The 25,739-nt window shown below is 46.6% G+C and carries 27 protein-coding genes; 6 read left to right on the forward strand and 21 right to left on the reverse strand.

The features are described from left to right. Nucleotides 1-144: 144 nt before the first annotated feature. The 18 genes from fliJ to L9Q40_RS18110 form a co-directional block, all read right to left on the reverse strand. Nucleotides 145-588, reverse strand: coding sequence for a flagellar export protein FliJ (gene fliJ / locus L9Q40_RS18025; RefSeq protein WP_330471008.1), 444 nt, complete (start codon nucleotides 586-588; stop codon nucleotides 145-147). A gap of 5 nt (nucleotides 589-593) precedes the next feature. Next, the gene (gene fliI / locus L9Q40_RS18030) at nucleotides 594-1,913 is read right to left on the reverse strand and encodes a flagellar protein export ATPase FliI (protein WP_020333605.1); all 1,320 of its coding nucleotides are present in this window, start codon (nucleotides 1,911-1,913) and stop codon (nucleotides 594-596) included. Nucleotides 1,914-1,916: 3 nt separating this feature from the next. Continuing rightward, on the reverse strand, nucleotides 1,917-2,717 hold the full coding sequence (gene fliH / locus L9Q40_RS18035) for a flagellar assembly protein FliH (RefSeq protein WP_020333606.1): 801 nt from the start codon (nucleotides 2,715-2,717) through the stop codon (nucleotides 1,917-1,919). A gap of 69 nt (nucleotides 2,718-2,786) precedes the next feature. Then, nucleotides 2,787-3,842, reverse strand: coding sequence for a flagellar motor switch protein FliG (gene fliG, locus L9Q40_RS18040; RefSeq protein WP_014232667.1), 1,056 nt, complete (start codon nucleotides 3,840-3,842; stop codon nucleotides 2,787-2,789). After that, entirely contained in the window at nucleotides 3,835-5,577 is a 1,743-nt protein-coding gene (gene fliF / locus L9Q40_RS18045; protein ID WP_498794131.1) for a flagellar basal-body MS-ring/collar protein FliF, read from the reverse strand. Before fliF ends, fliG begins: the two co-directional genes overlap by 8 nt. Before the next feature lie 14 nt (nucleotides 5,578-5,591). Further along, the gene (gene fliE, locus L9Q40_RS18050; RefSeq protein WP_014232669.1) at nucleotides 5,592-5,903 is read right to left on the reverse strand and encodes a flagellar hook-basal body complex protein FliE; all 312 of its coding nucleotides are present in this window, start codon (nucleotides 5,901-5,903) and stop codon (nucleotides 5,592-5,594) included. Between the two features lie 145 nt (nucleotides 5,904-6,048). After that, complete coding sequence (locus L9Q40_RS18055) at nucleotides 6,049-7,458, reverse strand: sigma-54-dependent transcriptional regulator (protein WP_014232670.1); 1,410 nt, start codon at nucleotides 7,456-7,458, stop codon at nucleotides 6,049-6,051. Between the two features lie 27 nt (nucleotides 7,459-7,485). Next, nucleotides 7,486-8,517, reverse strand: a complete 1,032-nt coding sequence (locus L9Q40_RS18060; RefSeq protein WP_420659070.1) for a sensor histidine kinase — start codon at nucleotides 8,515-8,517, stop codon at nucleotides 7,486-7,488. A 179-nt stretch (nucleotides 8,518-8,696) separates the two neighbouring features. Continuing rightward, on the reverse strand, nucleotides 8,697-10,163 hold the full coding sequence (locus L9Q40_RS18065; protein WP_065297216.1) for a sigma-54 dependent transcriptional regulator: 1,467 nt from the start codon (nucleotides 10,161-10,163) through the stop codon (nucleotides 8,697-8,699). A 287-nt stretch (nucleotides 10,164-10,450) separates the two neighbouring features. Next, nucleotides 10,451-10,861, reverse strand: coding sequence for a flagellar export chaperone FliS (gene fliS / locus L9Q40_RS18070; RefSeq protein ID WP_020333610.1), 411 nt, complete (start codon nucleotides 10,859-10,861; stop codon nucleotides 10,451-10,453). A gap of 13 nt (nucleotides 10,862-10,874) precedes the next feature. Beyond that, nucleotides 10,875-11,180, reverse strand: a complete 306-nt coding sequence (locus L9Q40_RS18075) for a flagellar protein FliT (protein WP_498794132.1) — start codon at nucleotides 11,178-11,180, stop codon at nucleotides 10,875-10,877. A 3-nt stretch (nucleotides 11,181-11,183) separates the two neighbouring features. Continuing rightward, complete coding sequence (gene fliD, locus L9Q40_RS18080) at nucleotides 11,184-13,190, reverse strand: flagellar filament capping protein FliD (protein ID WP_498794133.1); 2,007 nt, start codon at nucleotides 13,188-13,190, stop codon at nucleotides 11,184-11,186. A gap of 184 nt (nucleotides 13,191-13,374) precedes the next feature. Then, nucleotides 13,375-13,809 (reverse strand): flagellar protein FlaG, encoded by a 435-nt coding sequence (flaG, locus tag L9Q40_RS18085; RefSeq protein ID WP_498794134.1) that lies wholly within the window; start codon nucleotides 13,807-13,809, stop codon nucleotides 13,375-13,377. A gap of 63 nt (nucleotides 13,810-13,872) precedes the next feature. Then, on the reverse strand, nucleotides 13,873-15,003 hold the full coding sequence (locus tag L9Q40_RS18090; protein WP_065300054.1) for a flagellin: 1,131 nt from the start codon (nucleotides 15,001-15,003) through the stop codon (nucleotides 13,873-13,875). A 300-nt stretch (nucleotides 15,004-15,303) separates the two neighbouring features. After that, complete coding sequence (locus L9Q40_RS18095; protein ID WP_498794135.1) at nucleotides 15,304-16,437, reverse strand: flagellin; 1,134 nt, start codon at nucleotides 16,435-16,437, stop codon at nucleotides 15,304-15,306. 261 nt (nucleotides 16,438-16,698) lie between these two features. Further along, nucleotides 16,699-17,832, reverse strand: a complete 1,134-nt coding sequence (locus L9Q40_RS18100; RefSeq protein ID WP_065302739.1) for a flagellin — start codon at nucleotides 17,830-17,832, stop codon at nucleotides 16,699-16,701. 165 nt (nucleotides 17,833-17,997) lie between these two features. After that, complete coding sequence (locus L9Q40_RS18105; protein WP_498794136.1) at nucleotides 17,998-18,900, reverse strand: Dyp-type peroxidase; 903 nt, start codon at nucleotides 18,898-18,900, stop codon at nucleotides 17,998-18,000. A 46-nt stretch (nucleotides 18,901-18,946) separates the two neighbouring features. Next, the gene (locus tag L9Q40_RS18110) at nucleotides 18,947-19,432 is read right to left on the reverse strand and encodes a DUF2919 domain-containing protein (RefSeq protein ID WP_065297221.1); all 486 of its coding nucleotides are present in this window, start codon (nucleotides 19,430-19,432) and stop codon (nucleotides 18,947-18,949) included. 220 nt (nucleotides 19,433-19,652) lie between these two features. Between L9Q40_RS18110 and L9Q40_RS18115 the strand changes: the two genes are divergently transcribed. Together L9Q40_RS18115 and L9Q40_RS18120 are read left to right on the forward strand one after the other, a co-directional pair. Further along, a complete protein-coding gene (locus L9Q40_RS18115) occupies nucleotides 19,653-20,009 on the forward strand; it encodes a DUF2956 domain-containing protein (RefSeq protein WP_498794139.1) in 357 nt (118 codons plus the stop codon). A 1-nt stretch (nucleotide 20,010) separates the two neighbouring features. Continuing rightward, the gene (locus L9Q40_RS18120) at nucleotides 20,011-20,340 is read left to right on the forward strand and encodes a DUF4156 domain-containing protein (protein ID WP_498794140.1); all 330 of its coding nucleotides are present in this window, start codon (nucleotides 20,011-20,013) and stop codon (nucleotides 20,338-20,340) included. A 67-nt stretch (nucleotides 20,341-20,407) separates the two neighbouring features. Here the strand turns inward: L9Q40_RS18120 and L9Q40_RS18125 are convergent, their stop codons facing one another. After that, nucleotides 20,408-20,695 (reverse strand): winged helix-turn-helix domain-containing protein, encoded by a 288-nt coding sequence (locus L9Q40_RS18125; RefSeq protein WP_014232685.1) that lies wholly within the window; start codon nucleotides 20,693-20,695, stop codon nucleotides 20,408-20,410. 329 nt (nucleotides 20,696-21,024) lie between these two features. Here L9Q40_RS18125 and L9Q40_RS18130 point away from each other — a divergent pair, with 329 nt between their 5' ends. From L9Q40_RS18130 to L9Q40_RS18145, 4 genes are read left to right on the forward strand one after another with little or no spacing between them, the layout of a single operon-like run. Continuing rightward, entirely contained in the window at nucleotides 21,025-21,375 is a 351-nt protein-coding gene (locus L9Q40_RS18130; RefSeq protein ID WP_065297222.1) for an ArsC family reductase, read from the forward strand. Between the two features lie 18 nt (nucleotides 21,376-21,393). Further along, nucleotides 21,394-22,530 carry a succinyl-diaminopimelate desuccinylase gene (dapE, locus tag L9Q40_RS18135; protein ID WP_014232687.1) on the forward strand — a complete coding sequence of 379 codons (1,137 nt, stop codon included), beginning with the start codon at nucleotides 21,394-21,396 and terminating at the stop codon, nucleotides 22,528-22,530. Between the two features lie 32 nt (nucleotides 22,531-22,562). Next, complete coding sequence (locus L9Q40_RS18140; protein WP_020333619.1) at nucleotides 22,563-23,264, forward strand: M15 family metallopeptidase; 702 nt, start codon at nucleotides 22,563-22,565, stop codon at nucleotides 23,262-23,264. Beyond that, nucleotides 23,261-23,464, forward strand: coding sequence for a DUF2897 family protein (locus L9Q40_RS18145; protein WP_014232689.1), 204 nt, complete (start codon nucleotides 23,261-23,263; stop codon nucleotides 23,462-23,464). The genes L9Q40_RS18140 and L9Q40_RS18145 overlap by 4 nt, the downstream gene beginning before the upstream one ends. 73 nt (nucleotides 23,465-23,537) lie before the next feature. On the opposite strand, the gene bamC is transcribed toward L9Q40_RS18145, so the two are convergent. Together bamC and dapA are read right to left on the reverse strand one after the other, a co-directional pair. Further along, nucleotides 23,538-24,557, reverse strand: coding sequence for an outer membrane protein assembly factor BamC (bamC, locus tag L9Q40_RS18150; RefSeq protein ID WP_498794143.1), 1,020 nt, complete (start codon nucleotides 24,555-24,557; stop codon nucleotides 23,538-23,540). Between the two features lie 60 nt (nucleotides 24,558-24,617). Then, a complete protein-coding gene (gene dapA, locus L9Q40_RS18155; protein ID WP_014232691.1) occupies nucleotides 24,618-25,502 on the reverse strand; it encodes a 4-hydroxy-tetrahydrodipicolinate synthase in 885 nt (294 codons plus the stop codon). Nucleotides 25,503-25,739 lie beyond the last annotated feature (237 nt).

The raw sequence follows: 25,739 nt of genomic DNA on the forward strand, positions 1-25,739 counted from the left end.
CGACTTCGCTCAGCCAAATCACATGTCAGAGGTAAGTTGAATTATTAAAAGGTGAATTTGCAAAAATCACGCCAATACAAAACGTAATTTTCCTGACGCTAAAAGAACATCAAAGTGATCGTGCAAAAGCTCTCTGAATAATGGTCAGAACATTTTGACCTTACGGCTGTAGAGCAACGTCGAGAACTCATCCATTTGCTTTTGCTCACGCTTGGCTTCTTCGGCTTGTTTCTCTTTAGCTCGCTTCTCAATCATCCACTCATAAGACATGCGCTCTTGACGCATTTTCAGCCAGTACTCTTTGCCGTTTTCGACTTGCTCTCTAAAGTGGCTTTCCGCTTGCTTCTGCTTAGACAAGGTTTCATCCAGCTGAGTAAGAAATCGATTCAAATGACCATACTGACTTGCCGTTAATCCAGCCTGTCCCCGGTCCACTAACTGCTGGCAGTAATCGAGCCGATACTTTTCAATTTGTTCAACTTGACGGTAGTAATCCTCTAACTCAGCACGCGCTTTATTCAAAGCTAATACAGCTTGCTCTTCCCGCTCTTTTGCTTGATCAAACAAAAATTCCATGGCGTTATTCATAGCGATTACCCACCTAAAATACTTCTCAGCATGTTGACGCACATGTCATATGGAACGGATTCTTTCATACGCTGTTGCAAGTATTCGTCTAACTTCGGCTTAAGCGTAAATGCACTGTCGATAGCAGGGTCGGTACCTGGTTTGTAAGCACCAATCGAAACCAAGTCCTGATTTTTGCGGCAAATCGACAACACCTGACGAACAGCTTTCGACATCAGTACGTGCTCTTCGGTTGTGATTTGCGGCATCACACGGCTGACGGATTTCTCGACGTCAATCGCCGGGTAGTGTCCCGCATCCGCCATTTCACGAGACAGCACAATGTGACCGTCAAGAATCGCACGAGATGCATCGGCAATCGGGTCTTGCAGGTCGTCACCTTCGGTTAGAACGGTAAAAAATGCAGTGATTGAGCCCTGATCTGCGCCGCCGTTACCCGCCCGCTCGACCAATGCCGGCAATTTGGCAAACACCGATGGCGGATAACCTTTGGTTGCAGGCGGCTCGCCAACAGATAAGGCGATTTCACGCTGTGCCTGAGCAAAACGGGTCAAAGAGTCCATGAGCAACAGCACGTCCAATCCTTGATCGCGGAAGTACTCTGCAATAGTCAGCGCGGTTTGACAGCCTTTTAAACGCATCAGTGGAGATGCATCGGCAGGCGCTGCGACCACAACAGATCGACGACGCCCTTCTTCACCCAAGATCTCTTCGATGAACTCTTTAACTTCTCGTCCACGCTCACCAATCAGCCCTACGACCACAACTTGCGCGGTAGTGCCTCTGGTCATCATACCCAGCGTGACCGATTTACCCACACCAGAACCAGCGAACAGACCAATACGCTGACCTTTACCAACCGTCAGCAATCCGTTAATCGCTTTTAATCCCACATCGAGAGGTTCTGAAATCGGTTTGCGCGCCAGTGGGTTGATGGGCTCCGCATTAAATGAAGCACGGTGATCGGTATAGATAGGGCCGAGTCCATCAAGTGGATTACCCACACCGTCAATAACACGCCCAAGCAACTCCATTCCTACTGGTAAGCCTGCGTCACTGGTCAATGGCGTGACTTTTGCGCCAGGCAAAATACCGGTGATTTGTTCACTCGGCATCAAAAACAGGTTGTCGCCAGAAAAGCCCACCACTTCAGCTTCCATGTGCCCGGACATGGTCTCGACCAGACATAAACTGCCAATCGGAGCCCGGCATCCTGTCGCTTCTAAGGTCAAACCGACCACTCGAACCAGTTTGCCAGATGCCACCGGTCTTGTGGTCAACCCTTCGACTTTGTAATTTTTGAGACGGTCTGCCAGCGCTAACATGGGTTACTCACCCTCTTGGTGACGGTTTGCGCCACAAAAACTCTGCAGTACATTTTTAATCCGCTCTTCCATACGATAATTAATGCTCGATTCACCTGCTGCGATCTGCACATCACCACGATTGAGTGAAGGCTCAGCGACCAGCGTCCAGTTGCGACAATCTAATTCCTGCTCACCGTATGCAGAGCGAATGATGGACACGTCTTCCGGATTGAGGTGTAACGTAATGGGATGACCAGAGATAGGCAGTGCTTCAACCGATTGCTTGACCGTATCGAGAATAATTTGAGGGTTGGTCTGAACCTCAATGTGAACCACTTCTTTGACAAGGCACAGCACCATGTCCACCAGCTGTTTTTCAACCTGAGCATTCATCAGCTCCAGAGGTTGCGCGAACTGATTAGCCAGATTCATGAATACTTCCACCTGCTGCTGAATAAACTCTTGTCCGGCACTCACACCTTCTGCTTTACCGAGTTCTAAACCTTCAGCATGACCCGCCTGCAAACCTTCTTCTTTGCCTTTATCGTAACCTTGTTTAAAGCCCGCCTCCTGACCTTGGTGCAATCCTTCCTGATAAGCACCTTGCTTGATCAGCTCAATCTGCTCTTCGGTCAGTTCAAGAACTTGCTCTTCTTCTGGCTCATCAAAGTTTGGAGTCCAGCCCGGATCGTAATTCAACGCCGTTTGTCTGGCTTGCTTGGCTTTTGGCTCGCCGTAGTCAGGCAGCCCCCAGCGTTGCGGTTCGATCATCGCATCATCTTCATCAGGACGAATAAATCCACGTTTTCTATCGCCAACCATGGGTTACCTATGCATATTTGATTTGTGTTGAAGTTGCCCTGCGGTAGGAAAATAGCAGGGCAAAAGAGATTACAAGAATTCGTCTGCGCCGCCAGAGAGCATGAGCTCGCCCGCATCCGCCATACGGCGTGCAATCGCAAGAATTTCTTTCTGCGCTGATTCCACATCAGCAACACGCACTGGCGGCATCGCTTCAATGTCGTCACGCATCATCTCAGCCGCACGTTTTGACATGTTCTTAAATACTTTCTCACGCAGAGAATCGTCGGCACCTTTCAGTGCTCGCTGAAGTACATCTTGTGGAACGTCACGCAGCAATTTCTGAATACCCTGATCGTCGACTTCCGCCAGGTTCTCGAATACGAACATCAGATCCTGAATTTGCGTCGCCATGTCTTCGTCCTGATCTCGGATTTGATCCATCAAGATGCCTTCGACATTGTTGTCGAGGTAGTTCATGATTTCGGCTGCTGCCTTCAGGCCACCAATCTTGGCAGCCTGCGCGCCAGCCTGACCAGCAAACTGCTTCTCCATAATTTCGTTCAGCTCTGCTAATGCCGATGGCTGAACTTCTTCTAGGTTGGCAATACGCATCATCAAATCCAGACGCACACGTTCTGGGAACTGTGACAGAATTTCTGCCGACTGATCTGCTTCTAAATACGACAAAACAATGGTTTGGATTTGTGGGTGCTCATTGACAATGATGCTTGCGACTTGACGTGGATCCATCCATTTCAAGGAATCCAGACCTTTTGAACCCGTACCAAGCAGAATCTGATCCACCAGGTTATTCGCCTTGTCTTCACCAAGAGCGGCTACCAACGCATTACGCATGAAGTCTTCACTGCCCATACCAATATTGGTGTATTTCTGGATATCTTCCAAAAAAGCACGGTGTACAGAAGACACTTTTTCCTGGCTCAGATCTTTTGCTCGAGCCATCGCACCACCAACACGCTGTACCTGTTTTGGTTCCAGGTGGCGAATGATGCCCGCCGCATCCTGCTCATTGAGGCTCAACAACAAAATGGCGGCTTTATCTTCCCCGCTTATGGTTGATGCATCAAACTCCACTGGCATGCCTGCGCCATTTTCACCCTGAGGTACGATATCGTTAGCCATTTTCATTCATCCAGTTTTTCACAACCTGAGCTGCCAGTTCTGGTTCGTTTGCCACCAGCGCACGAACCGCTTTCAGTACGTCTTCATCTTTGTGTAAATTCGGCAAGTCGATACTTGAACCAAACTCAAACAGCTCGCTACTCTCAATATCACTGCCAATCAGGCTAGTTTCACCGTCCGCACCAATAGGTATGCCATCCGGGCCGTACATTTCATTTTCGTTGTCGCTGGTTGGGTTAAGCAGTTTCTTCATAGCAGGGCGAACCAGAACCAACACCACCACGATGATGACCAAGGCGCTGGCAAACCAGCGAACCCAATCGTTAAAGTTTGGATGTTCCCAGATTGGTTGGTCGACAAGCAGCTCCGCTTCTGGCTCAGCAAACTTGACACTCAATACATTGAGTAAATCACCACGCGACTGATCAAAACCGACGGTGCCAATTAACACCTGACGAATCGCATTAATTTCGGGTTCAGACATTGGCGTGTAAGTGACTTCACCGGTGTCTGGATTAACTTCTCGGCGGTCTTTGATTGCCACAGAAACCGTTTGACGCGCAACGGTACCAGTCTGTTTACGTTCATGACTGATGGTGGTGTCCAATTCAAAGTTACGTGTCGATTCTTTACGCACGGAACCTTGCCCTGATAACGACCCATCTTTCATCTGAGCAATATCTTGTGGAATCGACGCATCGGCTGGCGGTTGGTTACTCAGAGCGCCAGGAATCCCAGCCACCGTGTTGCTGTTGTTGTAATCTTCCAGTGCATATTCACTGCGTGTCGCTGGCGTATTTGGATCAAAACGTTTTCGGGTTTGTTCTACCGCACTAAAGTCCATTTTGATATCAACCTGCGCGGTGTAATTGCCGATACCCAAAATTGGCAGTAACACGGAATCAATTTTTTCACGTAGCGCTTGTTCTTGATTTCGCTCCAACTCTTGCTCTTTTCGACGAGCAGCCGACGCCGGATCTTCAGAGCCTGAACTCAGCAAACGACCATGCTGATCCGTTACGGTGATACGCGAGGTTTTCATTCCCGGAACCGCGCTGGCGACCATGTCGACGATAGAGTTGACTTCCTGCTGCTTGAGGTTAGCCCCAGTGGATAAAGTCAGAAAAACGGAGGCCGAAGCGTCTTGGTTATGGCGAACAAAAACACTGTGTTTAGGCAATGCCAGTAACACCCGAGCTTTGCGAACCTGCTTCATTTCTTCAATCGCTTGAGCAAGTTGTCGCTCACGACTGAGTTTCAGACGCTCTTGCTCTAAGCGCTGAGAAACCCCAAAACCCATGTCTTGCAGCAAAATGTCATCGCCAGCTTCTGTAGCCTGATTGACCCCCGCTCGCACCATACCAAGTTTGATCGAGTTGTAGTCACTCGCCTCAACCGAAACGGTATTACCATCCAGTTTGTAGTCGATTTTTTGCTGATCAAGATAGTCCAGAACCGGGATCAGTTCTTCGGTCTGGTACGCGCCAAGTGGACGCATTTCTGGCTCTTTCACCCAGAAAAATAACATCACGATCAACGCAACACAGATGGAAATGGACAACACCAGCACGACCTGACGAAGTAAGTCAAGATCGCCTACGGCCATATCTAGTTTTGACGCGCTGCGCTCTTCCAAATCTGGATTTTGACTTTCCACATCCAGTTCAGAGTTCGCGATAAGCGCACCATCTGCACCGCCATCAGTGACGGTTAAATCTGTAGACTTGTCTGCCACACTGATTACCTAAATTACACTGGCATATTCATGAGGTCTTTGTAGGCCTCGACGAGCTTATTGCGGATTTGGACTGTGGCATCAAACGCCACACTGGATTTGTTTCGGGCAATCATCACGTCTGAAAGGGAAACATCGGCGTCGCCACGGTCAAAGCGGGTTTGAAGATCACCCGAGGCTTTTTGAAGTGAATTTACGTTATTGATAGCGGATGTGAGGAGATCACCAAAATCGGCACCAACTTTGGCACCTGTTGCCACAGGCGCCGTGTTCGTTGCCTCTACCATCATGGCGCGCATATCTGCTTGAATACCATCAATTTTCATTACCACCCCGGAGCCAAATCTTTGACTATTAATAAAATTGTTCATTATCGAAGCAATTAACGTGCCATAAGGCGGTAATGATTTGTTTGGTTTTGCCCAAGCATTGTGACTCTATACGCAAAAGGCTCCGCTAAACTCAGCAGAACTAATTGGGAATGTCGATACCCGCATCACGCATCTTAGCCAGTTTGTAGCGCAGTGTGCGTGGACTGATACCAAGTTTATCCGCCATGTCTTTTCGACGACCGTTACACTCAACCAGGGTATCAAGGATGATGGCATACTCTTGGTCGCGTAGCTCGCTGCCTAACCCTTCACCACCAGACACAATACGACTCACGCTTTCTGCCTGAGCAACGGGCTTGACGTCTGGTACCAAAGTTTGTGCATTTTGCACCACACGTTGCAGGCTGTTCGCGTCTTGCCAGTCGACACCTTCGAGCAAAATATGTTCGCCATCAATGTCGCCATTTTCACTCAGAATCAGAGCACGCTGAACGACGTTATCGAGTTCACGCACGTTACCCGGCCAAGGATAGTTGAGCAGTTTATCTACCGCAGAGGCCGAGATCTTAGGTACAGGCATACCCATCTTGCCACAATGACGTTCCGCCAGATGTTTGGCTAGTGGCTCTATATCGCCTTTACGCTCACACAGCGCTGGCCATGCAATTGGAAAAACGTTAAGGCGGTAATATAAATCTTCACGGAAGTTACCTTCCGACACATATTGTTTAAGATCGCGGTTACTGGTTGCCAAGACTCGAACATCCAGTTTAATGCTCTTGCGACTGCCTAAACGTTCGACTTCGCGCTCTTGTAATACACGCAGCAGCTTGGCCTGAAGGTTGAGGTCCATTTCGCTGATCTCATCCAGCAAAATCGTCCCGCCTTGCGCTTGTTCGAATTTACCCGGACACGCTTGAACAGCACCGGTAAAAGCGCCTTTTTCGTAGCCAAATAGCGTAGCTTCAAGCATGTTATCTGGAATGGCAGCACAGTTTATCGCGACAAAAGGACCATCTTTGCGGCTTGAAGCATTATGGATGTAACGCGACATAACTTCTTTACCTGAGCCACTTGGGCCTAGGATCATAACGTTGGCGTCGGTGCGCGCCACTCGTTCTGCCAGAGCTAGCAGTCTCAGGCTTTTTTCGTCCGCGACCACTGCATCGCCACTATCGTCACTTTTGATAGGCGCGTAACGACTGACCATATTAAGTAACACTTCAGGTGCGAATGGCTTCGCCATGTAGTCTATCGCACCGTCTTTCATTGCTGAGACCGCATCTTCAATATTCGCGTACGCCGTCATCAGCAGAACAGGAAGATTGGGCCAGTTCTGTTTGATGTTTTTTAGCAAGGCCAAACCGCCCATGCCAGCCATTTGCACATCAGAGACGACAATGTCTACTGTGTTTGATTTCAGCTTAACCAGAGCTTCTTCCGCACAGCCCGCTTCTAACCACTCATAGCCTGCCAGAGCCAGAGTATCTACCAGGGCCTCACGAAGACCTTCGTCATCTTCTACGATCAGCACTTTGCTTTGCGCCATTATGATTCTCCTTATTGGCAGAAGCGACTATTGCACTTCTGCTTGCACTCGCTCTAGCGGAATGCACATGGTGAAGCAGGCTCCATCACCCTGCTCAGAAATAAGCTCTAATCGACCGTCATGGGCACGGCAAACCATTTGAACTACCGCAAGACCTAACCCTGTTCCTTGAGAACGGGTGGTAAAAAATGGCTCTAAGATTTTGCTTTGTAGCTCTTTAGGTACACCCGGTCCGTTATCCTGCACAGAAATGCGCAGCTCACCGTTGACCGGGCGGAAGAAAATATCAATTTGCGACTCTTTACCTGACATCTGAATCGCATTCATGACTAAGTTACTCAAGGCAGATGCAATCGCATTAGCATTTCCAAGCAGGTCAGTTTGCTCTTCCTCTACTTCAAGAAAATAGTCAATGTTGTTGTTTTTTAAGGCAGCTTCAACCATTGGTTGATATTCCGAAACCAACTGAGCAATCGTAAATGGCTTAATGACTTTATTGTCGCCACCTTTGGCAAAGAGCAGCATATCGTTAACCTGCTTTTCCAAATCGTGCAGTCGATCCATCAATTTACTTTGAAATCGATCTCTCGTATTCGCAGGAAGATTCGGCGCAGCCAGGTTTGACGCATACAGCATTGCGCTGGATAAAGGCGTTCTGACTTGATGAGCAAGAGAAGCCACCATACGTCCTAAAGACGATAAGCGCTGCAAGTCACTCACTCGGGATTGAAGTAAGCGCGTTTCGGTCAAGTCAGTAATAAGGATGAGCTGACCCGTTTCAGAAGCAGAAATCGCCAAACGCACTTTGCGGCCATTGCGCAGAGAGACTTCATGGCCGTCATCTTCACGCGGGTCAAATACCGCCTGAATGACGTTGAACCACTTTTCGCTGACCAAGGGTATTTCAAGAATGCGGTGTGCTTCAGGGTTCGCTTCGCGCACCACACCGAACGTATCGAGCAGGATGACTCCCGCAGGCATCACATCCAGAACCTGTTTATAACGTTCGACCTGGTTTTCTACTGAGTCTAAATGGGATTGGTTGGTGTTATCTTCCATTAACTGCCTGTCGAAATATCGCCACTAAATAGTAAAACAGCTTAGTAAGCAATAAGCATACCAAGCTATTTTAATCTATTTATCAGTAACTTATATTAGCGACAATAAGTTGACACCAAATTGACATAAGAATTTGAGCGGTTTTGTCTTGGAGAAAACCACTCATTGGGCGTGCAGAGTTAGCGTTGCAAGTTGTACTTACGCATTTTCTCAACCAAAGTCGTGCGGCGCATTCCCAGCATATCGGCTGCTCGTGCGACAACACCACCTTGGGCTTCAAGCGCTTGGCTGATCATATTGATTTCCAGATCAGCCAACAGTTCTTTTAGGTTTACGCCTTCAGGAGGAAGCTCCTGCGGCGCATTTGCGTTGCTCTCTAACTCATTGAGTTCATCAAAACTGAAATCTCCCGAGAAAATATCCTGAAAGACATCACGCTCTTGCTCTTCGACTGAAACAAAAGGATTCCCTTCAGGCTGGAATTCCGGGATATCACTGTAACGGTATTTCGTCGGCAAGTGATTCACATCGATCAGGCTGTTCGGGTAAAGAATCACCATGCGCTCGATCAGGTTTGCCAGCTCACGCACGTTCCCCGGCCAGTCGTGTTCCATCAAAGAGTTAATCGCGCGCGAAGTAAAGCAGATAGGCTGTCCACCTTCGGCTTCCAGACGAGCCATCAATTCTTGCAGCAACAGAGGAATGTCACGCTTACGTTCTTTCAGCGCAGGCATTTCAATTGGAAATACGTTGAGGCGATAGAACAAGTCTTCTCGGAAGGTATCTTCTTCGATCATGCTCTCGAGGTTGCGATGTGTCGCAGCTACGATGCGAACGTTCACTTTAATCGTATTGTTACCACCCACTCGCTCAAAGCAACGCTCTTGAAGCACACGAAGTAGCTTCACCTGCATTGGCATTGGCATATCACCAATTTCATCGAGGAATAAGGTTCCGCCATCGGCCAATTCAAAACGACCTTTACGCGAGGTTAACGCCCCGGTAAAAGCACCTTTTTCATGACCAAACAGCTCACTCTCTAAAAGCTCAGGAGGAATCGCACCACAGTTAATTGGCACAAATGGTCCACTAGAGTACGTGGAATGGTAGTGGATGTTACGCGCAACCACTTCTTTACCCGTGCCCGACTCACCAAGGATTAAAACGTTAGCTTCGGTTTTGGCGACTTGCTCAATAAGGTGACGAACTTCCTGAATGCCACGACTCTGACCCACTAAACTGCGGAAAAGTGTATTTTTGCGCTCACTTGCGATCACGTTCACACCTTTTCGACCCAGGAAGTCTTTGCAATGACGCAAGGCGTTACTAAGTTGAGGGTAGTTTAAAGGCAGTTCCAACTCACCAACGTAACTTGGCAAGTCATCAACAGGTAGCGATAAGCGCCCCATTACGAGCAATGGAATGTGGTAAGCATCGCTAAGATGCGCCATGACTGTTGTCGCTGCTGAAGCTGAAGAAATATTGCCGATAATGCAACCAGACCAGAGTTCAGACCAATCAACATCACCTAGCTGATCAGAACTGACCGCTTCGCAACTTTCTCCAACAAATTCCAATATATTGCTTAAATTTAAACGACTTGAAGCATCGTCATCAATTACAAGCAGTTTTGCCAAACCTTGCATAACTAAGAATGATTGCCTTTATTTTTGGATGTGTTGCGGCCAAACCTTGATTAGCTCAAATGAGTGTTCAGAAAGGCGGGAACGCCACACTCAATGCACGAGAGACAAAGGGGAAATCAGCAACAAAAAAAGCCATTAGGGCTACTAATAGCGCTTATTTTATTTGAATATAAAAATAAGGCAACCAAGCAATCGAGAGCTCTAAGCGTGATTGTGACCTTGCTGCACAACTTGTTGCTTAGGCGCTCAATATATATTCAAGTCAATATAACAATTTGTTTTATTTATTAAATACCGACCTCTTCGGCCGTTAGGTTGTGGAACTCTGCCGGAATTTGATCCCACGCTGATTTTATCTCTCGAATAATATCGATAACGTCATCAATAAGTTGCGGATCATTTTGGTGATTTGCCGCAGAAATCTGCGTAATCATGAATTCATAAAGTGAATCTAAGTTTGAGGCAATCTCACCACCATCATCCATTGACAAACAACTTCTCAGCGCGATGATAATGTCTAATGCCTTACCCAAACGCTCACCTTTTACTGGTATGTTGCCAGCTTGCATCGCTGCTTTACCTTGAATAAGACGCTCAATTGCTCCCGCCATTAGCATTTGAATGACTTTGTGCGGAGAAGCCGCGCTTAGCTGGCTGTCGACTGATACCTTTTTGTATGCTTGCAAAGATCCGCGCATAGTAATCCTCTTTCTAAATAAACTTTTTGTATTGCTGAAGCGAACGTTGGCCATAGCGCAATTTATGCAACTCTTTTCCAACTTTTGACGTCTCTGATTGCATCAGTTCAACAATACTTTGGGTACGAGCAAGCAAGTCTTGCCACTCGACGTCTTGCTTAACCAATGGGTTTTTCTGAACCACTGACAGCAAGTTTTGCAATAAGCTTTCTCTGATATCGACCAAACGAAGAATTTCTTCAGTATTAATATCGACTTTTTGCAGCTCTTGGCTAATGCGTTGATCCAAATCGTTAATTTCAATAAGTTCGCTATGCATTGATTAACCCAGTGCACTCATTAATGCGCCTAGCTGGCCTTGCATTTTTCCCGTTGCATCTTGCATGGCAGAGAATTTTGCATGGGTACGCTCTTCTAAGCTCGCCATGCGGCGATCGAGGGAAGTTTGATCATCATTTAAACGGTAATTCTGTTCTGTAAGACTTTTTTCGCGGGTACGAATGCTGCCGGTAACCCCGGTAATGCCATGAATGGCATCTTCAACGCGCTTTGCGAAACCAGTGTTACCACCAAAGAAACTTTCCAGTTCATTGAAGTTGTTATTTAACTGACGATCGAGCATGTCGTAGTTAATTTCGAGCGTTCCCTGACGAGTCGTGGTGATACCAAACTCAGTGAGGGATTTGAGGTTTTCTGGCGCTTTGTCAATTTGGGCGGAAAAGACCGATTTAAGTCTGGCATCAGCACTTCGTACGGTGCTGTCGCCCGATAAAGGGCCTTTTTGTCCGGTAAGAGGATCAACGCTCGAGAGCGCCCGAGAGGTTTGATAAAACGAATTATAAGCCGCAACAAAGTTTTCTATATCACTGCGAACGCCCTGACGATCATATTCAACGCCTATTTCCGCCGGTGCTTGATTAGGTTCAGACTTCCCTTTCAATGTGAGGTCTACGCCTTCTATCGCATCTTCAATCACGTTGTTATGACTCGAGAGTTTCGCAACGCCATCGAGTAACACGACCGAGTCTTGGCCGGCCTGAACTTCGGTCATGCCGCTATAACCTTCGAACATAGATTCGGCCTGAGCAATTTTGGCTTCGGCAGCGTCTATTTTTTCGAGTCGCTCGCGCTCTTCCGGTGAAAGCTGAGCACGATGTATTTGCTTCGCTTGCTCTTGCGTCAATTCACCACGTTTTACTTTCGCATCAAGCTCCTGCTTTTCATCAGCAATGCTCTGCTCAATTTCTGCTTTTTCTTGATCAAGCCGCTGCTTTGCTTCTTTGGTGGTGACATAAGAGTCGGTCAGCGTACCAGATGCAGCATTGTTCCAACCCGGAACATCAGGCGCTTTTTCAATCGCCTTGTCGTCCAGCTCCAGCTCTGGCTCTTGGTATGAATCCAGTAAGGTGCCTGAGGCCGTTTCCGTCCAGCCAGGAATTCGTTCCTCTGGACGCCAACTTGCGCGTTCTTGCGCTTTATCGAGAGCATCTTGTCCCGCTTTGGCAGCATCTGCGCCGGCAGTAGAAACAGGTTCACCAACTGCACTCCCCTGTTGAGTGGCTAATTCCTCTTGCGAGGATTGCATTTCGGGAGGTAGAGGGTTGCCGCTTTCATCCAGTAAAACAGGTTCGGATGATTGTGGATCTTGCAAAGGACCTAACACCTCTTCAGCGGCAGCACGTGCTTCTTCCAAAGCTCGTACTCGCTCTTCAAGTGTTTGATATGCGAATTTTTTAAGTGGATTGCCTTGTTCAGCGTCCACTGTGACGGTAATTTGGTGATCCTTACCAGATTGGTTTGAGGCAAGGATAAGGCGGGGGCCTTCGGCATCGTTGATAAGTGAAGCACGAACGCCGATGTTGTCTTTCGCACCGTTGATGCTACGTACCACATCTACGAGCTTAGATCTTGAACGGACATTGATGTTAAAGCTCTCGTCACCAAGCGAAATATGCAGCTTACCCGGACCAAGCTTTGCGTCTTCTGGTAACACATCAGACGCAACTTTATGGCTTTGTGCAAGCTGCAACACATCGATAGCATACTTACCAGCTATAGCATCGGTAGTTGCAGTGGCAGATACGATTTTATCGTCCGTGGTATCAACCGTCCGGGCAGCAAAAGCTTTTTCCTGACGGAAGTTAACCATGAGGTTTTTCATCGTATCCAACGATTCTCTGAGTCGCCCATAAGCACTGATGCTGGCATCTATCGTCGTGCGTTCATTGTTAATGCTCTGCTGCTTTGGTACACGCTCGGCATCGACAATTTTGCTGACCATGGCATTAATATCCATGCCACCAGACATCCCCAACGGGCCTAAACTCATTAAATCACCTCTAAAAACGGCTTATACCAATCACAGTAAGTAAGTGATCAGAAATAGCGTAGGAAAAATGCTTGAGAACAAGGCAAAATTTTTCGATAAGTAGTTATTCTACAATCAAAAATTTTAACGTCGTTATCGAGTATTTTAACAAGCTAGAATGACCAGTTATTTACTACGATTGGTATTAAACTTTTTCAACTAACAAACCGCTGTTAGCTGTGTGCTCAGCTAGGCGACGTAAAACGACCAGCATGTCTTCATCAGGAATTTGACGAATCACGTCGCCCGTTTTGGCTTCGTAAATCGTCACAACGTCTCGGCCAGATTCTTCATCCACGCGAAACGCCACTCCCTTGTTTATGGCTGTCACAAACTCATTCATTTGTGCGACCATTTTTTCACGCTCTTCTCTGTTCAGCTCCTGACGGCTTTCCGCCATTTTGATTGCAGCTTGAACAGAGAAATCACGCTCGGTGTCTTTCGCTTTTGACAGCGAAATGTCACCGACTGAATTTGCTGGGTCCGGCACGCCTATGCCATAGCCATTTTTACTAGCAACTTTGGTGCCATCCTCTGCACCGTAAGACTGGATGTTCGATGTGTAGGAGGCTATTTCCATTACAATCTCCCTTCCAACTTATGAGCTAACGATAGGGTCTATCGCTTGACTAATCCAGCCTAATTAGCCCAACAAGCTTAGCGCTGCAGATGGTGACTGCTTCGCTTGTGCCAGGATCGAAGTACTCGCTTGCTGAAGGATTTGCGACTTAGTCATTGCTGTTGTTTCCTTCGCGTAGTCAGTATCTTGAATACGGCTCTTAGACGCATTAACGTTTTCATTAATGTTATCTAAGTTATTGATCGCGTGGTTGAACCGGTTTTGGAAAGCACCAAGAGACGCACGCTGGCTGTCTACTGACTTAAGTGCACCGTCGATAACAGCCACAGCTTCTTGAGAGCCAGCTACCGATGTAACGTCGATGTCTTTCACCGTGACGTCTTTAGCATCACCGAAACCAATTTCGCCAGCCAGGTTGCCTGAGAATTCAACTTCACCATTTACTTTCTGAGAAGAAGCAAATACTTGCAACTTACCGTCTTCGCCTACTGACGCTTTCACGTCATCGCTCTGGCCGTTGATGTAAGTCGCTAACTGCTCAAGATCATCACCTTGTTTGGCGTTGATAGTCAGCTTTTGCTCTTCACCTTGTGTATTGGTGTAGCTCATTTCAAGCTTAGTTTTTTCACCAACAGCCCAAGATGCATCTTTGCCTTCTTCTGCAGCGTAGCTCTTACCACCCATAGCAGAAGTATCAGAACGCAGGCTATCCAAAGAAAGCATTACTGCTTCACCTGAATCAGCACCGATTTGGAAAGACTGTGTACCGTAAGTACCGTTAAGAAGTTTGTTACCACCAAAAGATGTCGTTTCCGCAATACGGTTTAACTCATCGTTTAGGGCTGTTACTTCTTCCTGAATCGCGACACGTTCTGCTTTTGAGTTAGAACCGTTCGCAGACTGAAGCGAAAGGTCACGCATACGCTGTAGGATGTTGGTAGATTCATTCATTGCACCTTCAGCAACCTGTGCAACAGAAATACCGTCGTTGGCGTTTTTCACTGCCATGTCCAAGCCACGGCTTTGCGCGTTCAAGCGGTTTGAAATCTGTAGACCTGCAGCATCGTCTTTCGCGCTATTAATTTTATAGCCCGAAGACAAGCGCTCCATTGATTTTTGTTGACCTTCAGCGGCCTGATTCAGGTAACGCTGTGCGGTCATCGCAGAAACGTTAGTATTAACGTTAATCGCCATAGTTGTTCTCCTTAAGGCTTTTGTGAATGTACCTTCGTGTCTCTCACCTCACTTGGGTACATCTCATTTCTCTCAATCCCTTTAACGGCGATCAATACATATCCTTTAGGAGAATTTCCCATTTTTTTGCGATTAGTATCCTCTACTTAGAGAAGTGTGACCGGTATCAACTGTGACCAAATTAACACGTCAGCGTGCTTTCCTCAGATAGAAAAAAACCCAGCCGAAGCTGGGTTTACTCGCTCATCTCTCACCACGAGCCAATGAGGTTCTCGTCTGAGGTTAATCTGGGTATAACCCTTAACCTAGCAGACTTAGCGCTGAGTTCGGCGCTTGTTTCGCTTGCGCAAGGATTGAGCTTGACGCCTGCGATAGAATTTGTGACTTGGTCATTTCTGTCGTTTCTTTTGCGAAGTCGGTATCTTTAATACGGCTCTTCGATGCACTCACGTTCTCGTTAATGTTATCCAAGTTGTTGATTGCATGGTTGAAACGGTTTTGGAAAGCACCTAGTTCCGCACGATGGCTGTCTACGTACTTCAGAGCAGCATCAATAATTGCTACTGATTCTTGTGCGCCGCCCACAGAGGTAACATCAATAGAATCAACCGTGACGCTGTTGCCTTTATCCAGACCTAATTCGCCAGATAGACCACCAGAGAATGACAGTTCGCCTTCCACTTTGTTGTTACCAGCAAAGACTTGCAATTGGCCATCTTCATTCACTGAAGCTTTTACCAAGTCAGTCTGACCGTTGATGTACGTTGCCAGCTCTTCGATATCATCGCCTGCTTTTGCATTAACCGAGATTTCTTGCTCTTGACCAAAGCTGTCTGTCAGGCTGATTTTCAGGTCTGATTTATCCGCAGAAACATTCCAGTCTTTACCTTTGCCATTTTCAGCTTGGTAGCTAAGACCGCCCATCATTTGGTTGTCAGAACGCATATCTTTCAGCTCAAGCATGACTGCTTCGCCATTGTCTGCGCCGATTTGGAACGATTTGGTGCCGTATGTGCCGTTAAGAAGTTTGTTACCACCAAATGAAGTGGTTTCCGCGATACGATTAAGCTCGTCGTTCAGTGCAGTTACTTCTTCCTGAATCGCAACACGTTCTGCTTTTGAGTTAGAACCGTTTGCAGATTGAAGTGACAGGTCACGCATACGTTGCAGTATGTTGGTTGTCTCGTTCATCGCACCTTCAGCAGTTTGCGCAACAGAGATACCGTCATTCGCGTTGCGAACAGCCACATCCAGACCACGGCTTTGCACATTCAAACGGTTCGAGATTTGAAGGCCAGCTGCATCATCTTTTGCGCCGTTGATTTTAAAGCCTGTAGACAGACGCTCCATCGACGTTTGTTGAGCTGAGTTTGCATTGTTAAGGTAACGCTGAGCGGTCATCGCTGATACGTTTGTGTTTACAGTCACTGCCATGGTGATTTCTCCAATTGATTTTCCGGTGTAGCGGTTTCCGACGTCTCGGAAAACCAAGTAGTTCTCTCAAAGTTACTTTTATTAACGACGCACAATCTGATTTCTTTAGGAAAAATGTTCGATTTTTTTAGAAAAAGTTCATATTTAGGGGGGATCGTGACGAAATAGGTAAAAAAGACAAAAAACGTTAAATTTTCACTAAAGCTTCTTTTTCACCTGTCGATACAGGCAGTTTTTTCTAAATTTTAAACGGGAATGACATTACCCCAGTAAAGACAAAACCAGATTTGGCGCTTGTTTCGCTTGAGCAAGAATAGAAGTACTGACCTGTTGCAAAATCTGCTGTTTGACCATTTGTGTGGTTTCTTTGGCATAGTCGGTGTCTAAAATTCGACTATTAGAAGCCGCCACATTCTCATGAATGTTGTCTAAATTATTTATCGCATGATTAAAACGGTTTTGATAAGCACCGAGCTCGGCACGGTGACTATCCACATACTTCATTGCCGTATCCAGAACCGCCACAGCTTGCTGCGCTCCACCAACGCTGGTGACATCAATGCTATCGACCGCTTGATAACCTTTTAGCTCCAAACCCAAATCGTTCGCCAAATCGCCGGAAAATGAAATCGTGCCAGAGGTTTCTTTGCCGGCCATAAAGATCTGTAATTGCCCATCTTCATTCACTGACGCTGACACTTTGTCGGTTTGACCATTTATGTACGTGGCTAACGTTTCAATGTCGTCACCGGCTTGCGCGCTAATATGGACTTGTTCTGTTTCACCCAAGCGGTTAACAAAGGACATGGTAAGCTCGTTTGAGTCACTCTTCACTTTCCAATCAGACCCTGCTCTGCCCCGCGAAATGTAACTGAATCCACCCATATCTAGCCCATCAGTACGCATAGACTTTAATTCAACTTGTACCGCTTCTCCTGAAGCCGCGCCAATCTGAAACGCTGATTTACCGAAGCTGCCATTGAGCAATTTGCGTCCACCAAACGAAGTGGTTTCCGCGATACGATTCAGTTCATCATTCAATGCGCTGACTTCTTCTTGCAATGCTATCCTCTCTGCATTGCTGTTTGAACCATTTGCCGACTGTAAGGAGAGATCTCGCATACGCTGCATAATATTAGTGACTTCATTCATTGCGCCTTCAGCGGTTTGCATGATTGAAATACCATCGTTTGCATTGCGAACTGCGACATCCAGACCACGCATTTGCGCTTGCAAGCGATTAGAAATCTGCAAACCTGCGGCATCATCCTTCGCGCTGTTAATGCGCTTCCCTGAAGACAAACGCTCCATAGATTGGTTCAACATATCCGTTGCGTTAGTTAAATGACGCTGTGCCACCAGAGCTGAAATATTGGTATTAACGGTGATAGCCACAAATATGTGCTCCAATAAGATGAAGGTATTGGATATTTATCGGCCGGATTCTTGGAAGGTTTAGTGCTTTTAGCAATAGGGTGACGAGCAAAAGAAAGGAAGAGGGAAAGATCCAGAAAATAAAAAGCTCTCCGATTGGAGAGCTTCAAAATTACCGGCTTGGAATTACTTAATCGCAAGTTCCGCCAGCATAGCCTGAGATGGTGCAAAGAAGTACGCACCAGTGACCGCTTTAGTAAAACGCAGAAGCTGGTCGGTTTTGCCATCCGTCACACCGTACATGCTCTCAAGCATCACTTTAATGTTATGCAGTGTATGACAGTAGCAGATGAACAACAGGCCATGAGCCCCCGTCACGGTGCCATATGGTAAACTGTGACGAACGATCTTCAGACCTTTACCTTCTTCTTTGATGTCTACACGGCCAACGTGCGACGCAGCCGGCACATCATCCAACTCAACAGAATCTGGCTTAGTACGGCCAATCACTTTCTCTTGTGCTTTTACGTTCAAACGATTCCATGCAGGAAGGTTGTGTTCGAAACGCTGAGCCATTACGTAGCTACCACCAGCAAATGGGCCTTCTTTAATCAAGGCTACCTCTGCTCGTGCTTCGCCTTCTGGGTTCTCTGTGCCATCGATAAAGTCAGTCATATCACGAGCGTCCAGGTAACGGTAGCCATACGTTTCATCAACGACAGTCACATCTTCTGCCGTGTCGACCAGGAATTTACGCAGAACATAAAAATGTAAATCGTGACGAGTTGAGTGGCAGTGAATGAGCACATCAACATCGCTTGCTGGCGCCACAACATCCCCTTCCCCTAACTGTGGGAACTCAATCAACTCTTCAGGCGCATCGATATTTAAGTGCTGCCAGAATGATTTTGTGAATGCGATGGATAGTGTGAGGTCAGCACCTGGCTGGCTGTTATTTAGCTCTTCAACCAGCTCTGGAAGGGCTTTTAGCTTCGCCAATACGTTTTCACGGTTTTGGTTTACTTTCAGTTGAGTGTACAGTGCAAATGGTCCTGCTTCTGGCACAATTGCCGTTTGAGCTTGTAACATTGAGGTTTCCTCTATACTTTGCCCCTGTGCGGGAAGTTGTTGATTTTTAATTCTTTGAAGGCTGTTCTTTATTATGCTCAAATTGTGGCACATTAAAACAGTCTTTTACCCACCTTCCGTTCAAAAGGTAGATCATAAACCAGGTAATTAAGGTGATGGTAAGAGCGTTTGCCCAATTGAATACACCATGTTCCAGGTAGACATGATACATGGTCTGAGCAAGCTGAATACTACACAAGATCAAGGTCACCTCTCGCCCGTAGCTCATCACTTTGTTCACCCATTTTCGGTCTGGCTGGCGTAAACCCATCAACCACATCAATAGTAAGCTGGGAACACCGGCTAACAAACCCAAATACAGTGTGCTCGAATCTGGATAAACAATCGACAGCAGTTTACTTCCACTCTCCCGGCTCACACCTGCCATGGCAAACACCACCCAAGATCGGGCAAGAAACATCCACCCTAACCAAACAAAAATAGGCGCTTTTAAAAAGCCATGAGCGTCATATTGATCAAATGCGTAGCGCACAATATCTTCTTCTTTAATAACTTACTGTGGTCACTTTACCTGATCGCAGCGAAACTGCAACGCAAGTACCTCCCGCCGGTAATAAAGCCTCACACCCCGCGCAAAAAGCGAAATCTTGTTCAGAGAACTTGCGCTCTACGGTTCATTTCAACCAACTTGGCGAGTAGACTAGGCTTAAGTAATTTCAAACGCAGGCTCCTAGCGCCGAGTAAATAAAAACATGAAAAAGAAAAATACAGCAGCTCCCGTTCCTTCCCAAGAAACTCAGAACGAAGCAATGAACATTGCCAGAGCGACTCAGAAACCAGGGCAAACAAAGGAACAAACCAAACTCATTGCTCAGGGTATCGAGAAAGGCATTGCGTTGTATAAAAAACAACAAAAAGAGCGAAGCCGCCAAGCAGACAAAGCCAAAAAGAAACAGCAAAGAGAAAAACAACGCGAGACCGAAGAACAAACACAACACGAGCCTCAAATTGCGGTAGAGTCCTCAACAGCTAAATCATCCGCGCTGCCATGGGTGCTACTTGTTCTCAGTTGGATTGGCTTCGCCGCCACTATTTTCATGGGAAAATAATATGCTTCGAATCATTGTCGCCATATCAATCTTTACTCTCTTTGGCTGCTCATCGACACCTCTCAATTCTCACGATAAAAGCCAACAGGTCGAAGTGCGGATTGATGGCCAGTTCGACCCTGCTCAGTGCGAGTACCTTGGTGAAGTAACTGGCAATGAAGGGCATTGGTATAACTACCTGTTCTTCAGCAATGACAGCATGATCAAAGGTGCGGTTAACGACCTAAAAAACAACGCGATGACCATGGGTGCTGATACGGTATTTATGGTGTCTCCTCAATATTTCGTCACGTCTTTCAACCTGTTAGGTGTTGCCTACCGCTGCAAGTAATGCATGTTCCCTATTCAGGGAATTTATCTCCTGCCTCGACAGATAAAAAAAGCCAGCAATTGCTGGCTTATGCACGAAATCCAAGGCTACTAGCGATATCACGCTCTCGCTCCAGAACCCATTGACTATCAAAAGGTCCCCAATCCGAAAGTTGGTAATAGCCGTCATTGTGACGTCGACCATCTTGAACAAATATAAGCTCGATGCCGATACCCGGTAATGCCTTGAGTACATCTTGAATTGTACGTCGAGGCCAACCCGTTTGTTCGATTAATTTTGGTACATTTGGCCTTTCCAGGCTTTCGACCAACAAGGCCAAATATAACCGCCTTGCAAAAACAGGACTCAACTCCATTGACACCTCCTAAACTTGTGCTGAATCATTATTTCGTTTTTGCACAGAGAGATGTTGCGTTTGATCAATAACTCGACTTATCCACCCTTTTTTGGTGTCTTTTTACTCAAATTCCTACAAGTTAATTCCCATTTACGCTCATTCTGTAAGTTATCAACGTTTCCAACTCGGCAATTTGGCGTGCTTCGAGGTCATAAATTATTTTCTTTCGCATTTTGTCAGTTTGATTGCTTCTTGGTAGGATGCGGTACACAGCCCAAAATTGCTTGAGCACCAGAGAATCTCAGCCTCTGTGCATAAAAACAAAGTAAAGATAAAAGGAAACAATTATGACGATTACCATGTTCGGTATCCCAAACTGCGACACAATTAAAAAAGCCAAGAAATGGTTAGAAGCGGAAGATATCGCGTATGAGTTTCATGACTACCGCAAACAAGGCGTAGATGAAGCATTGGTGACAGAATTTTGTGATGCTCTAGGCTGGGAAATCGTGCTCAACAAACGTGGTACTACTTTCCGCCAGTTAACTCAGGAACAGAAAGATTCTCTGAATGAAGAAAATGCTATCAAGCTGCTAGTGGAAAACCCAGCGATGATTAAGCGCCCAATTTTAAAAGTGAATGATCAGCTCCATATTGGTTTTAAAGCAGATCAATACACAACGATTTTTAACTCATAAATTAAGGAACACTCAAGGATGACAGACAGTCCAGTACTGGCTCTTGCGAAAGACCTAATCAGCAGACAATCCGTAACGCCTGAAGACGCGGGCTGCCAGGACTTAATGATCGAGCGATTAAAAGCGCTTGGTTTTGAAATCGAAGTCATGGTGTTTGAAGATACAACCAACTTTTGGGCTCGCCGTGGCACCGAAGCACCTTTATTTGCCTTTGCTGGCCACACTGACGTAGTGCCTGCGGGCAAGCTTGAGCAATGGGATACGCATCCATTTGAGCCAACAATAATCGACGGCTACCTGCATGGTCGCGGTGCGGCAGATATGAAAGGCTCTCTGGCGGCAATGATTGTCGCTGTGGAACGTTTTATTGCAGAGAACCCTGATCATAAAGGCTCTATCGGCTTTTTGATTACTTCAGATGAAGAAGGTCCTTTCATCAACGGTACCGTTCGCGTGGTAGAAGCGCTGATGGAACGTGGTGAAAACATTGATATGTGTATCGTGGGTGAACCTTCAAGTACCGAGATCGTTGGTGATGTCGTGAAAAATGGTCGCCGTGGTTCAATCACTGGTGACCTGACGGTTAAAGGTACTCAGGGACACGTGGCTTACCCACATCTGGCTAATAACCCTGTTCACTCTTCTCTGTTAGCCATTCACGAGTTAGCAACCACGGAATGGGATAAAGGTAACGACTACTTCCCGCCAACCAGCTTCCAGATTCCGAACGTGTCGGCAGGTACTGGTGCTTCAAACGTCATTCCGGGCGAGTTCAATGTTCAATTCAACCTGCGTTTTAGCACAGAGCTGAACAACGACACTATTGTTCAAAGAGTGACAGAAACGCTAGACAAGCATGCCCTGGACTATGAGCTGAACTGGACGTTCAACGGTGACCCATTCTTAACCGACACAGGCGCGTTACTGGATGCCGTCGTTGCTGCAGTGAATGAAGTAAACCACACCAAACCAGCGCTACTGACAACTGGCGGAACTTCGGATGGCCGTTTTATTGCTCGAATGGGTGGTCAAGTCGTAGAACTTGGTCCTGTGAATGCAACCATTCATAAAGTGAACGAGTGTGTGAAAGTAGATGACTTAGAAAAGTTAACGGACATGTACCAAAATACGCTTAAGCATTTATTGGCGAAGTAATCGGTCGCTAACAGCCAGTTAACGAGAACAACATGACACCATCGCAACTTACAGGAACCACCGATTCTCACCTTCAATCAACGATGGTGGGTCAGAAAGCCTTTTTGCTTCACCCAGAAGTGGCTCATGACCTGCTAAGAATGATTGAGGCTGCAACGGATGCTGGTTTTAAAATGGAGATTGCCAGCGGCTTTCGAGATTTTTCACGTCAGCGCTCAATCTGGAACGGAAAGTTTTCTGGTGGGTTGCCAATTCTTGATTCAGACTCAAAGCCACTGAATAAGTCTGCGTTGAGTGACGAAGAGAAGCTAATGGCGATTTTGCGGTGGTCAGCTCTGCCAGGTGGAAGCCGTCACCACTGGGGATGCGATTTTGATGTCTATGCTCGTAACTTGTTACCTGAAGGTACAGATCTGCAACTGGAACCGTGGGAGTATCTAGAAGGCCACCAGTATGAGTTCTATCTATGGCTGAAAACGCACCTCAATGAGTTTGGCTTTTTCTTCCCATACAAAGACGATCTTGGTGGCGTCGCTATTGAACCATGGCACATTAGCCACAAAATTGTCGGTCAGCAATGTTGCTCACAGCTAACGTCTGAGTTGCTAAGAAGTGAACTGATTAAGCAAAACGAGCAGCACAAGATTGCGGGAATAGATTCAATACTCAATAATCTAGATAAGATCATGTCTACGTTTATTCGTAACATTGCACCACCGCCGGAGGCACCATGATAGAGCTGCTCACTAACCCTTGGGTTATCATTATTGTCGTGTTAAGTGTCATCATCGGTAATATTGCCGCCCTGAAATACACAGCCAAAATGAAGTTTAATCAAATGGATAAAAGCCGTAAAAACGACTTGGATAAACTGAATGAGCTCGACCAGGAACGCTACGGGGATAAAGAGAACAAAGACGATCGTTCTCGTTAATGAATGCCATTAAAAAAGGGACCAAACGGTCCCTTTTCTCTATGCACTGTACAAATACTTATGCACTGAACAATTACTGCTTCACTACTTCTGCCAGAACTGGCGCTAGTGATTTAAGGAATTCTTCTTCAACAGGCTTACCTGAAGAGTCGGTAATGTTGATTGACGTACGGTTACCCAAGTCGCCAAATAGGAAGGTGTATTTACCCGCCTTCAAGTCAACAGGTTTAACGCCAATATCATTCCAGAACTCATCATCCGGTGATGCGTATCTCGCTTCTACTGTACCCTGGGATTGGGTGCGATCTTCAACCGTGAAACCCATCTTAGGCAGAATCGCAGGCAGACGCGGCCACAATACGTCATATTGAGCACGAGCGATGATGACTGGAAGTCCACTTCGGTCTGTACCCATCGTCACAGGAATCTGTTTTACCAGCTCCTGAGCTTTACGCTGAGCATCTTCACGGACTTGCTGATCGTAACGAGCGGTTACCAGGTTAGTCATGAACACATTGTAACGCTCACGGTTTGTCGGAGTGACTTCTTTTACTTGGCCACCTTCACGCCAGTCAATAAGACCGACTTTAAATCCATAACGACCGCCTTGCTGTGTACGCAAGATCTCGTATCGGCTGCCAATCTCCATGTCTTCATCTGGAGAATCCCAAGTTACCCAACCCGTTTCAATACGTGAATCGGTCTGACTCTCAACCGGAATTTTTCTGGCCTCAACCATACCTTGTACAGTTTGCCAAACCTTGTCCAACTCGTCTTTACGGAGCAACCACAACGTCACTTCACCATTTTGACTGCGATCCAAGCGAGCGCCAGGAATAAGTTCTAACACTTGCTGTGGTGGACGAATATCAACGTCTTTACCCACGCCACCAGCATAAGCACCCTGAGGGATCTCGTAGTTTGGGTAGAGCTGAGGCTGAACGCCTTGTGGCGTATTCCACTCACCCAGCGTTGGGGTGTTTAAATACTCGAAATCGTCCTTTGCCTGACGACGTTGGGTGGCACCACCTGTACAGGCAGTCAATACGAATACAGCTAATGAACTTAACACTAACTGGCTTGAAAGCTTCATTTATACTCCTAAAACACTGAGGGCTCAGTGGCCCCCAGTATGAACGTCAATCCTAGTAGCTCAATCTTTATAAATACGGGCGTCGATTAACGCCTGTTCCACGATAGGCTGCAGATTTTCAGAAAGCGTGGTTAGAGGAAGACGTAAGCTACCATCCTCGATCAAACCCAGCTTTTCTGCTGCCCATTTGACTGGGATCGGGCTTGCTTCAACGAATAGATTCTTATGCAGAGTCATTAAACGCTCGTTAATCGCTTCTGCTTCTTCGTACTTACCTTCACTTGCCAAATGGAACATGTCTGCCATATCTTTTGCCGCGATGTTGTTGGTTACCGAGATAACCCCATTGCCACCAAGCTTAACAAAATCTAAGCCCGTCGCATCATCACCACTTAGTAAGATAAAATCTTCGCCACAAAGTTCACGGTGAATTGCAACTCTGTCCAAATCGCCTGTCGCATCTTTTAGAGCAACTATATTATCAAGCTTTGACAAACGTGCCACTGTCTCAGGCTTCATATCTACCGCCGTGCGACCTGGTACATTGTAAAGAATGAGCGGCACATCACTCGCTTCTGAAATAGCTTTATAGTGCAGGTACAAACCTTCTTGTGTCGGCTTATTGTAGTAAGGCGTTACACTTAGGAAACCAGCGATACCAGAATCCGCCAGTAATTTACTGAACGTCACGGCTTCGTGGGTAGCATTTGCACCCGTACCAGCTATCACCGGGATACGACCATTGGCAAACTCTACCGTCTTATTAACAACCTTTACATGCTCTTCAATCGTCAGTGTCGCTGACTCTCCGGTTGTGCCTACTGCCACAATACCATCGGAACCAGATTCGATATGGTATTCCACTAGCTTTTGCAGACTATCAAAGTCTACTTCGCCATCCGCTTTGAATGGCGTAATCAGCGCTACGATACTTCCTGAAAACATGTTTATCTCCCTTATTTAGTTCTTTCTGCATGGTACTGTAATGCGATTGAAAAACACAAGAGCGTAAACTCGCTTACAAAGTACAAATGAGTGAATAATTATCAGATGTTAGAGATCTAGCAAATTAAATGCTCGCTTTGGCCGGACTCGCACAAAACTGGATAACAGCGTTAGTTAACTGATTCAATTTTGAAGAACAAGGCGCGAGCAAAAGAAAGACCTCATTTTTACTATGCT

Origin of the sequence: Allocatenococcus thiocycli (assembly GCF_921292965.1) — a bacterium.
Classification (GTDB): Bacteria; Pseudomonadota; Gammaproteobacteria; order Enterobacterales; family Vibrionaceae; genus Vibrio; species Vibrio natriegens.

Excerpts from the sequence above, each read along its gene's own strand:
- fliJ (WP_330471008.1), bottom strand. The coding sequence starts at position 588 with ATGAATAACGCCATGGAATTTTTGTTTGATCAAGCAAAAGAGCGGGAA.
- fliI (WP_020333605.1), bottom strand. The coding sequence starts at position 1,913 with ATGTTAGCGCTGGCAGACCGTCTCAAAAATTACAAAGTCGAAGGGTTG.
- fliH (WP_020333606.1), bottom strand. The coding sequence starts at position 2,717 with ATGGTTGGCGATAGAAAACGTGGATTTATTCGTCCTGATGAAGATGAT.
- fliG (WP_014232667.1), bottom strand. The coding sequence starts at position 3,842 with ATGGCTAACGATATCGTACCTCAGGGTGAAAATGGCGCAGGCATGCCA.
- fliE (WP_014232669.1), bottom strand. The coding sequence starts at position 5,903 with ATGAAAATTGATGGTATTCAAGCAGATATGCGCGCCATGATGGTAGAG.
- L9Q40_RS18055 (WP_014232670.1), bottom strand. The coding sequence starts at position 7,458 with ATGGCGCAAAGCAAAGTGCTGATCGTAGAAGATGACGAAGGTCTTCGT.
- L9Q40_RS18060 (WP_420659070.1), bottom strand. The coding sequence starts at position 8,517 with ATGGAAGATAACACCAACCAATCCCATTTAGACTCAGTAGAAAACCAG.
- L9Q40_RS18065 (WP_065297216.1), bottom strand. The coding sequence starts at position 10,163 with ATGCAAGGTTTGGCAAAACTGCTTGTAATTGATGACGATGCTTCAAGT.
- fliS (WP_020333610.1), bottom strand. The coding sequence starts at position 10,861 with ATGCGCGGATCTTTGCAAGCATACAAAAAGGTATCAGTCGACAGCCAG.
- L9Q40_RS18075 (WP_498794132.1), bottom strand. The coding sequence starts at position 11,180 with ATGCATAGCGAACTTATTGAAATTAACGATTTGGATCAACGCATTAGC.
- fliD (WP_498794133.1), bottom strand. The coding sequence starts at position 13,190 with ATGAGTTTAGGCCCGTTGGGGATGTCTGGTGGCATGGATATTAATGCC.
- flaG (WP_498794134.1), bottom strand. The coding sequence starts at position 13,809 with ATGGAAATAGCCTCCTACACATCGAACATCCAGTCTTACGGTGCAGAG.
- L9Q40_RS18090 (WP_065300054.1), bottom strand. The coding sequence starts at position 15,003 with ATGGCGATTAACGTTAATACTAACGTTTCTGCGATGACCGCACAGCGT.
- L9Q40_RS18095 (WP_498794135.1), bottom strand. The coding sequence starts at position 16,437 with ATGGCAGTGACTGTAAACACAAACGTATCAGCGATGACCGCTCAGCGT.
- L9Q40_RS18105 (WP_498794136.1), bottom strand. The coding sequence starts at position 18,900 with ATGTTACAAGCTCAAACGGCAATTGTGCCAGAAGCAGGACCATTTGCA.
- L9Q40_RS18115 (WP_498794139.1), top strand. The coding sequence starts at position 19,653 with ATGAAAAAGAAAAATACAGCAGCTCCCGTTCCTTCCCAAGAAACTCAG.
- L9Q40_RS18120 (WP_498794140.1), top strand. The coding sequence starts at position 20,011 with ATGCTTCGAATCATTGTCGCCATATCAATCTTTACTCTCTTTGGCTGC.
- L9Q40_RS18125 (WP_014232685.1), bottom strand. The coding sequence starts at position 20,695 with ATGGAGTTGAGTCCTGTTTTTGCAAGGCGGTTATATTTGGCCTTGTTG.
- L9Q40_RS18130 (WP_065297222.1), top strand. The coding sequence starts at position 21,025 with ATGACGATTACCATGTTCGGTATCCCAAACTGCGACACAATTAAAAAA.
- dapE (WP_014232687.1), top strand. The coding sequence starts at position 21,394 with ATGACAGACAGTCCAGTACTGGCTCTTGCGAAAGACCTAATCAGCAGA.
- L9Q40_RS18140 (WP_020333619.1), top strand. The coding sequence starts at position 22,563 with ATGACACCATCGCAACTTACAGGAACCACCGATTCTCACCTTCAATCA.
- L9Q40_RS18145 (WP_014232689.1), top strand. The coding sequence starts at position 23,261 with ATGATAGAGCTGCTCACTAACCCTTGGGTTATCATTATTGTCGTGTTA.
- bamC (WP_498794143.1), bottom strand. The coding sequence starts at position 24,557 with ATGAAGCTTTCAAGCCAGTTAGTGTTAAGTTCATTAGCTGTATTCGTA.
- dapA (WP_014232691.1), bottom strand. The coding sequence starts at position 25,502 with ATGTTTTCAGGAAGTATCGTAGCGCTGATTACGCCATTCAAAGCGGAT.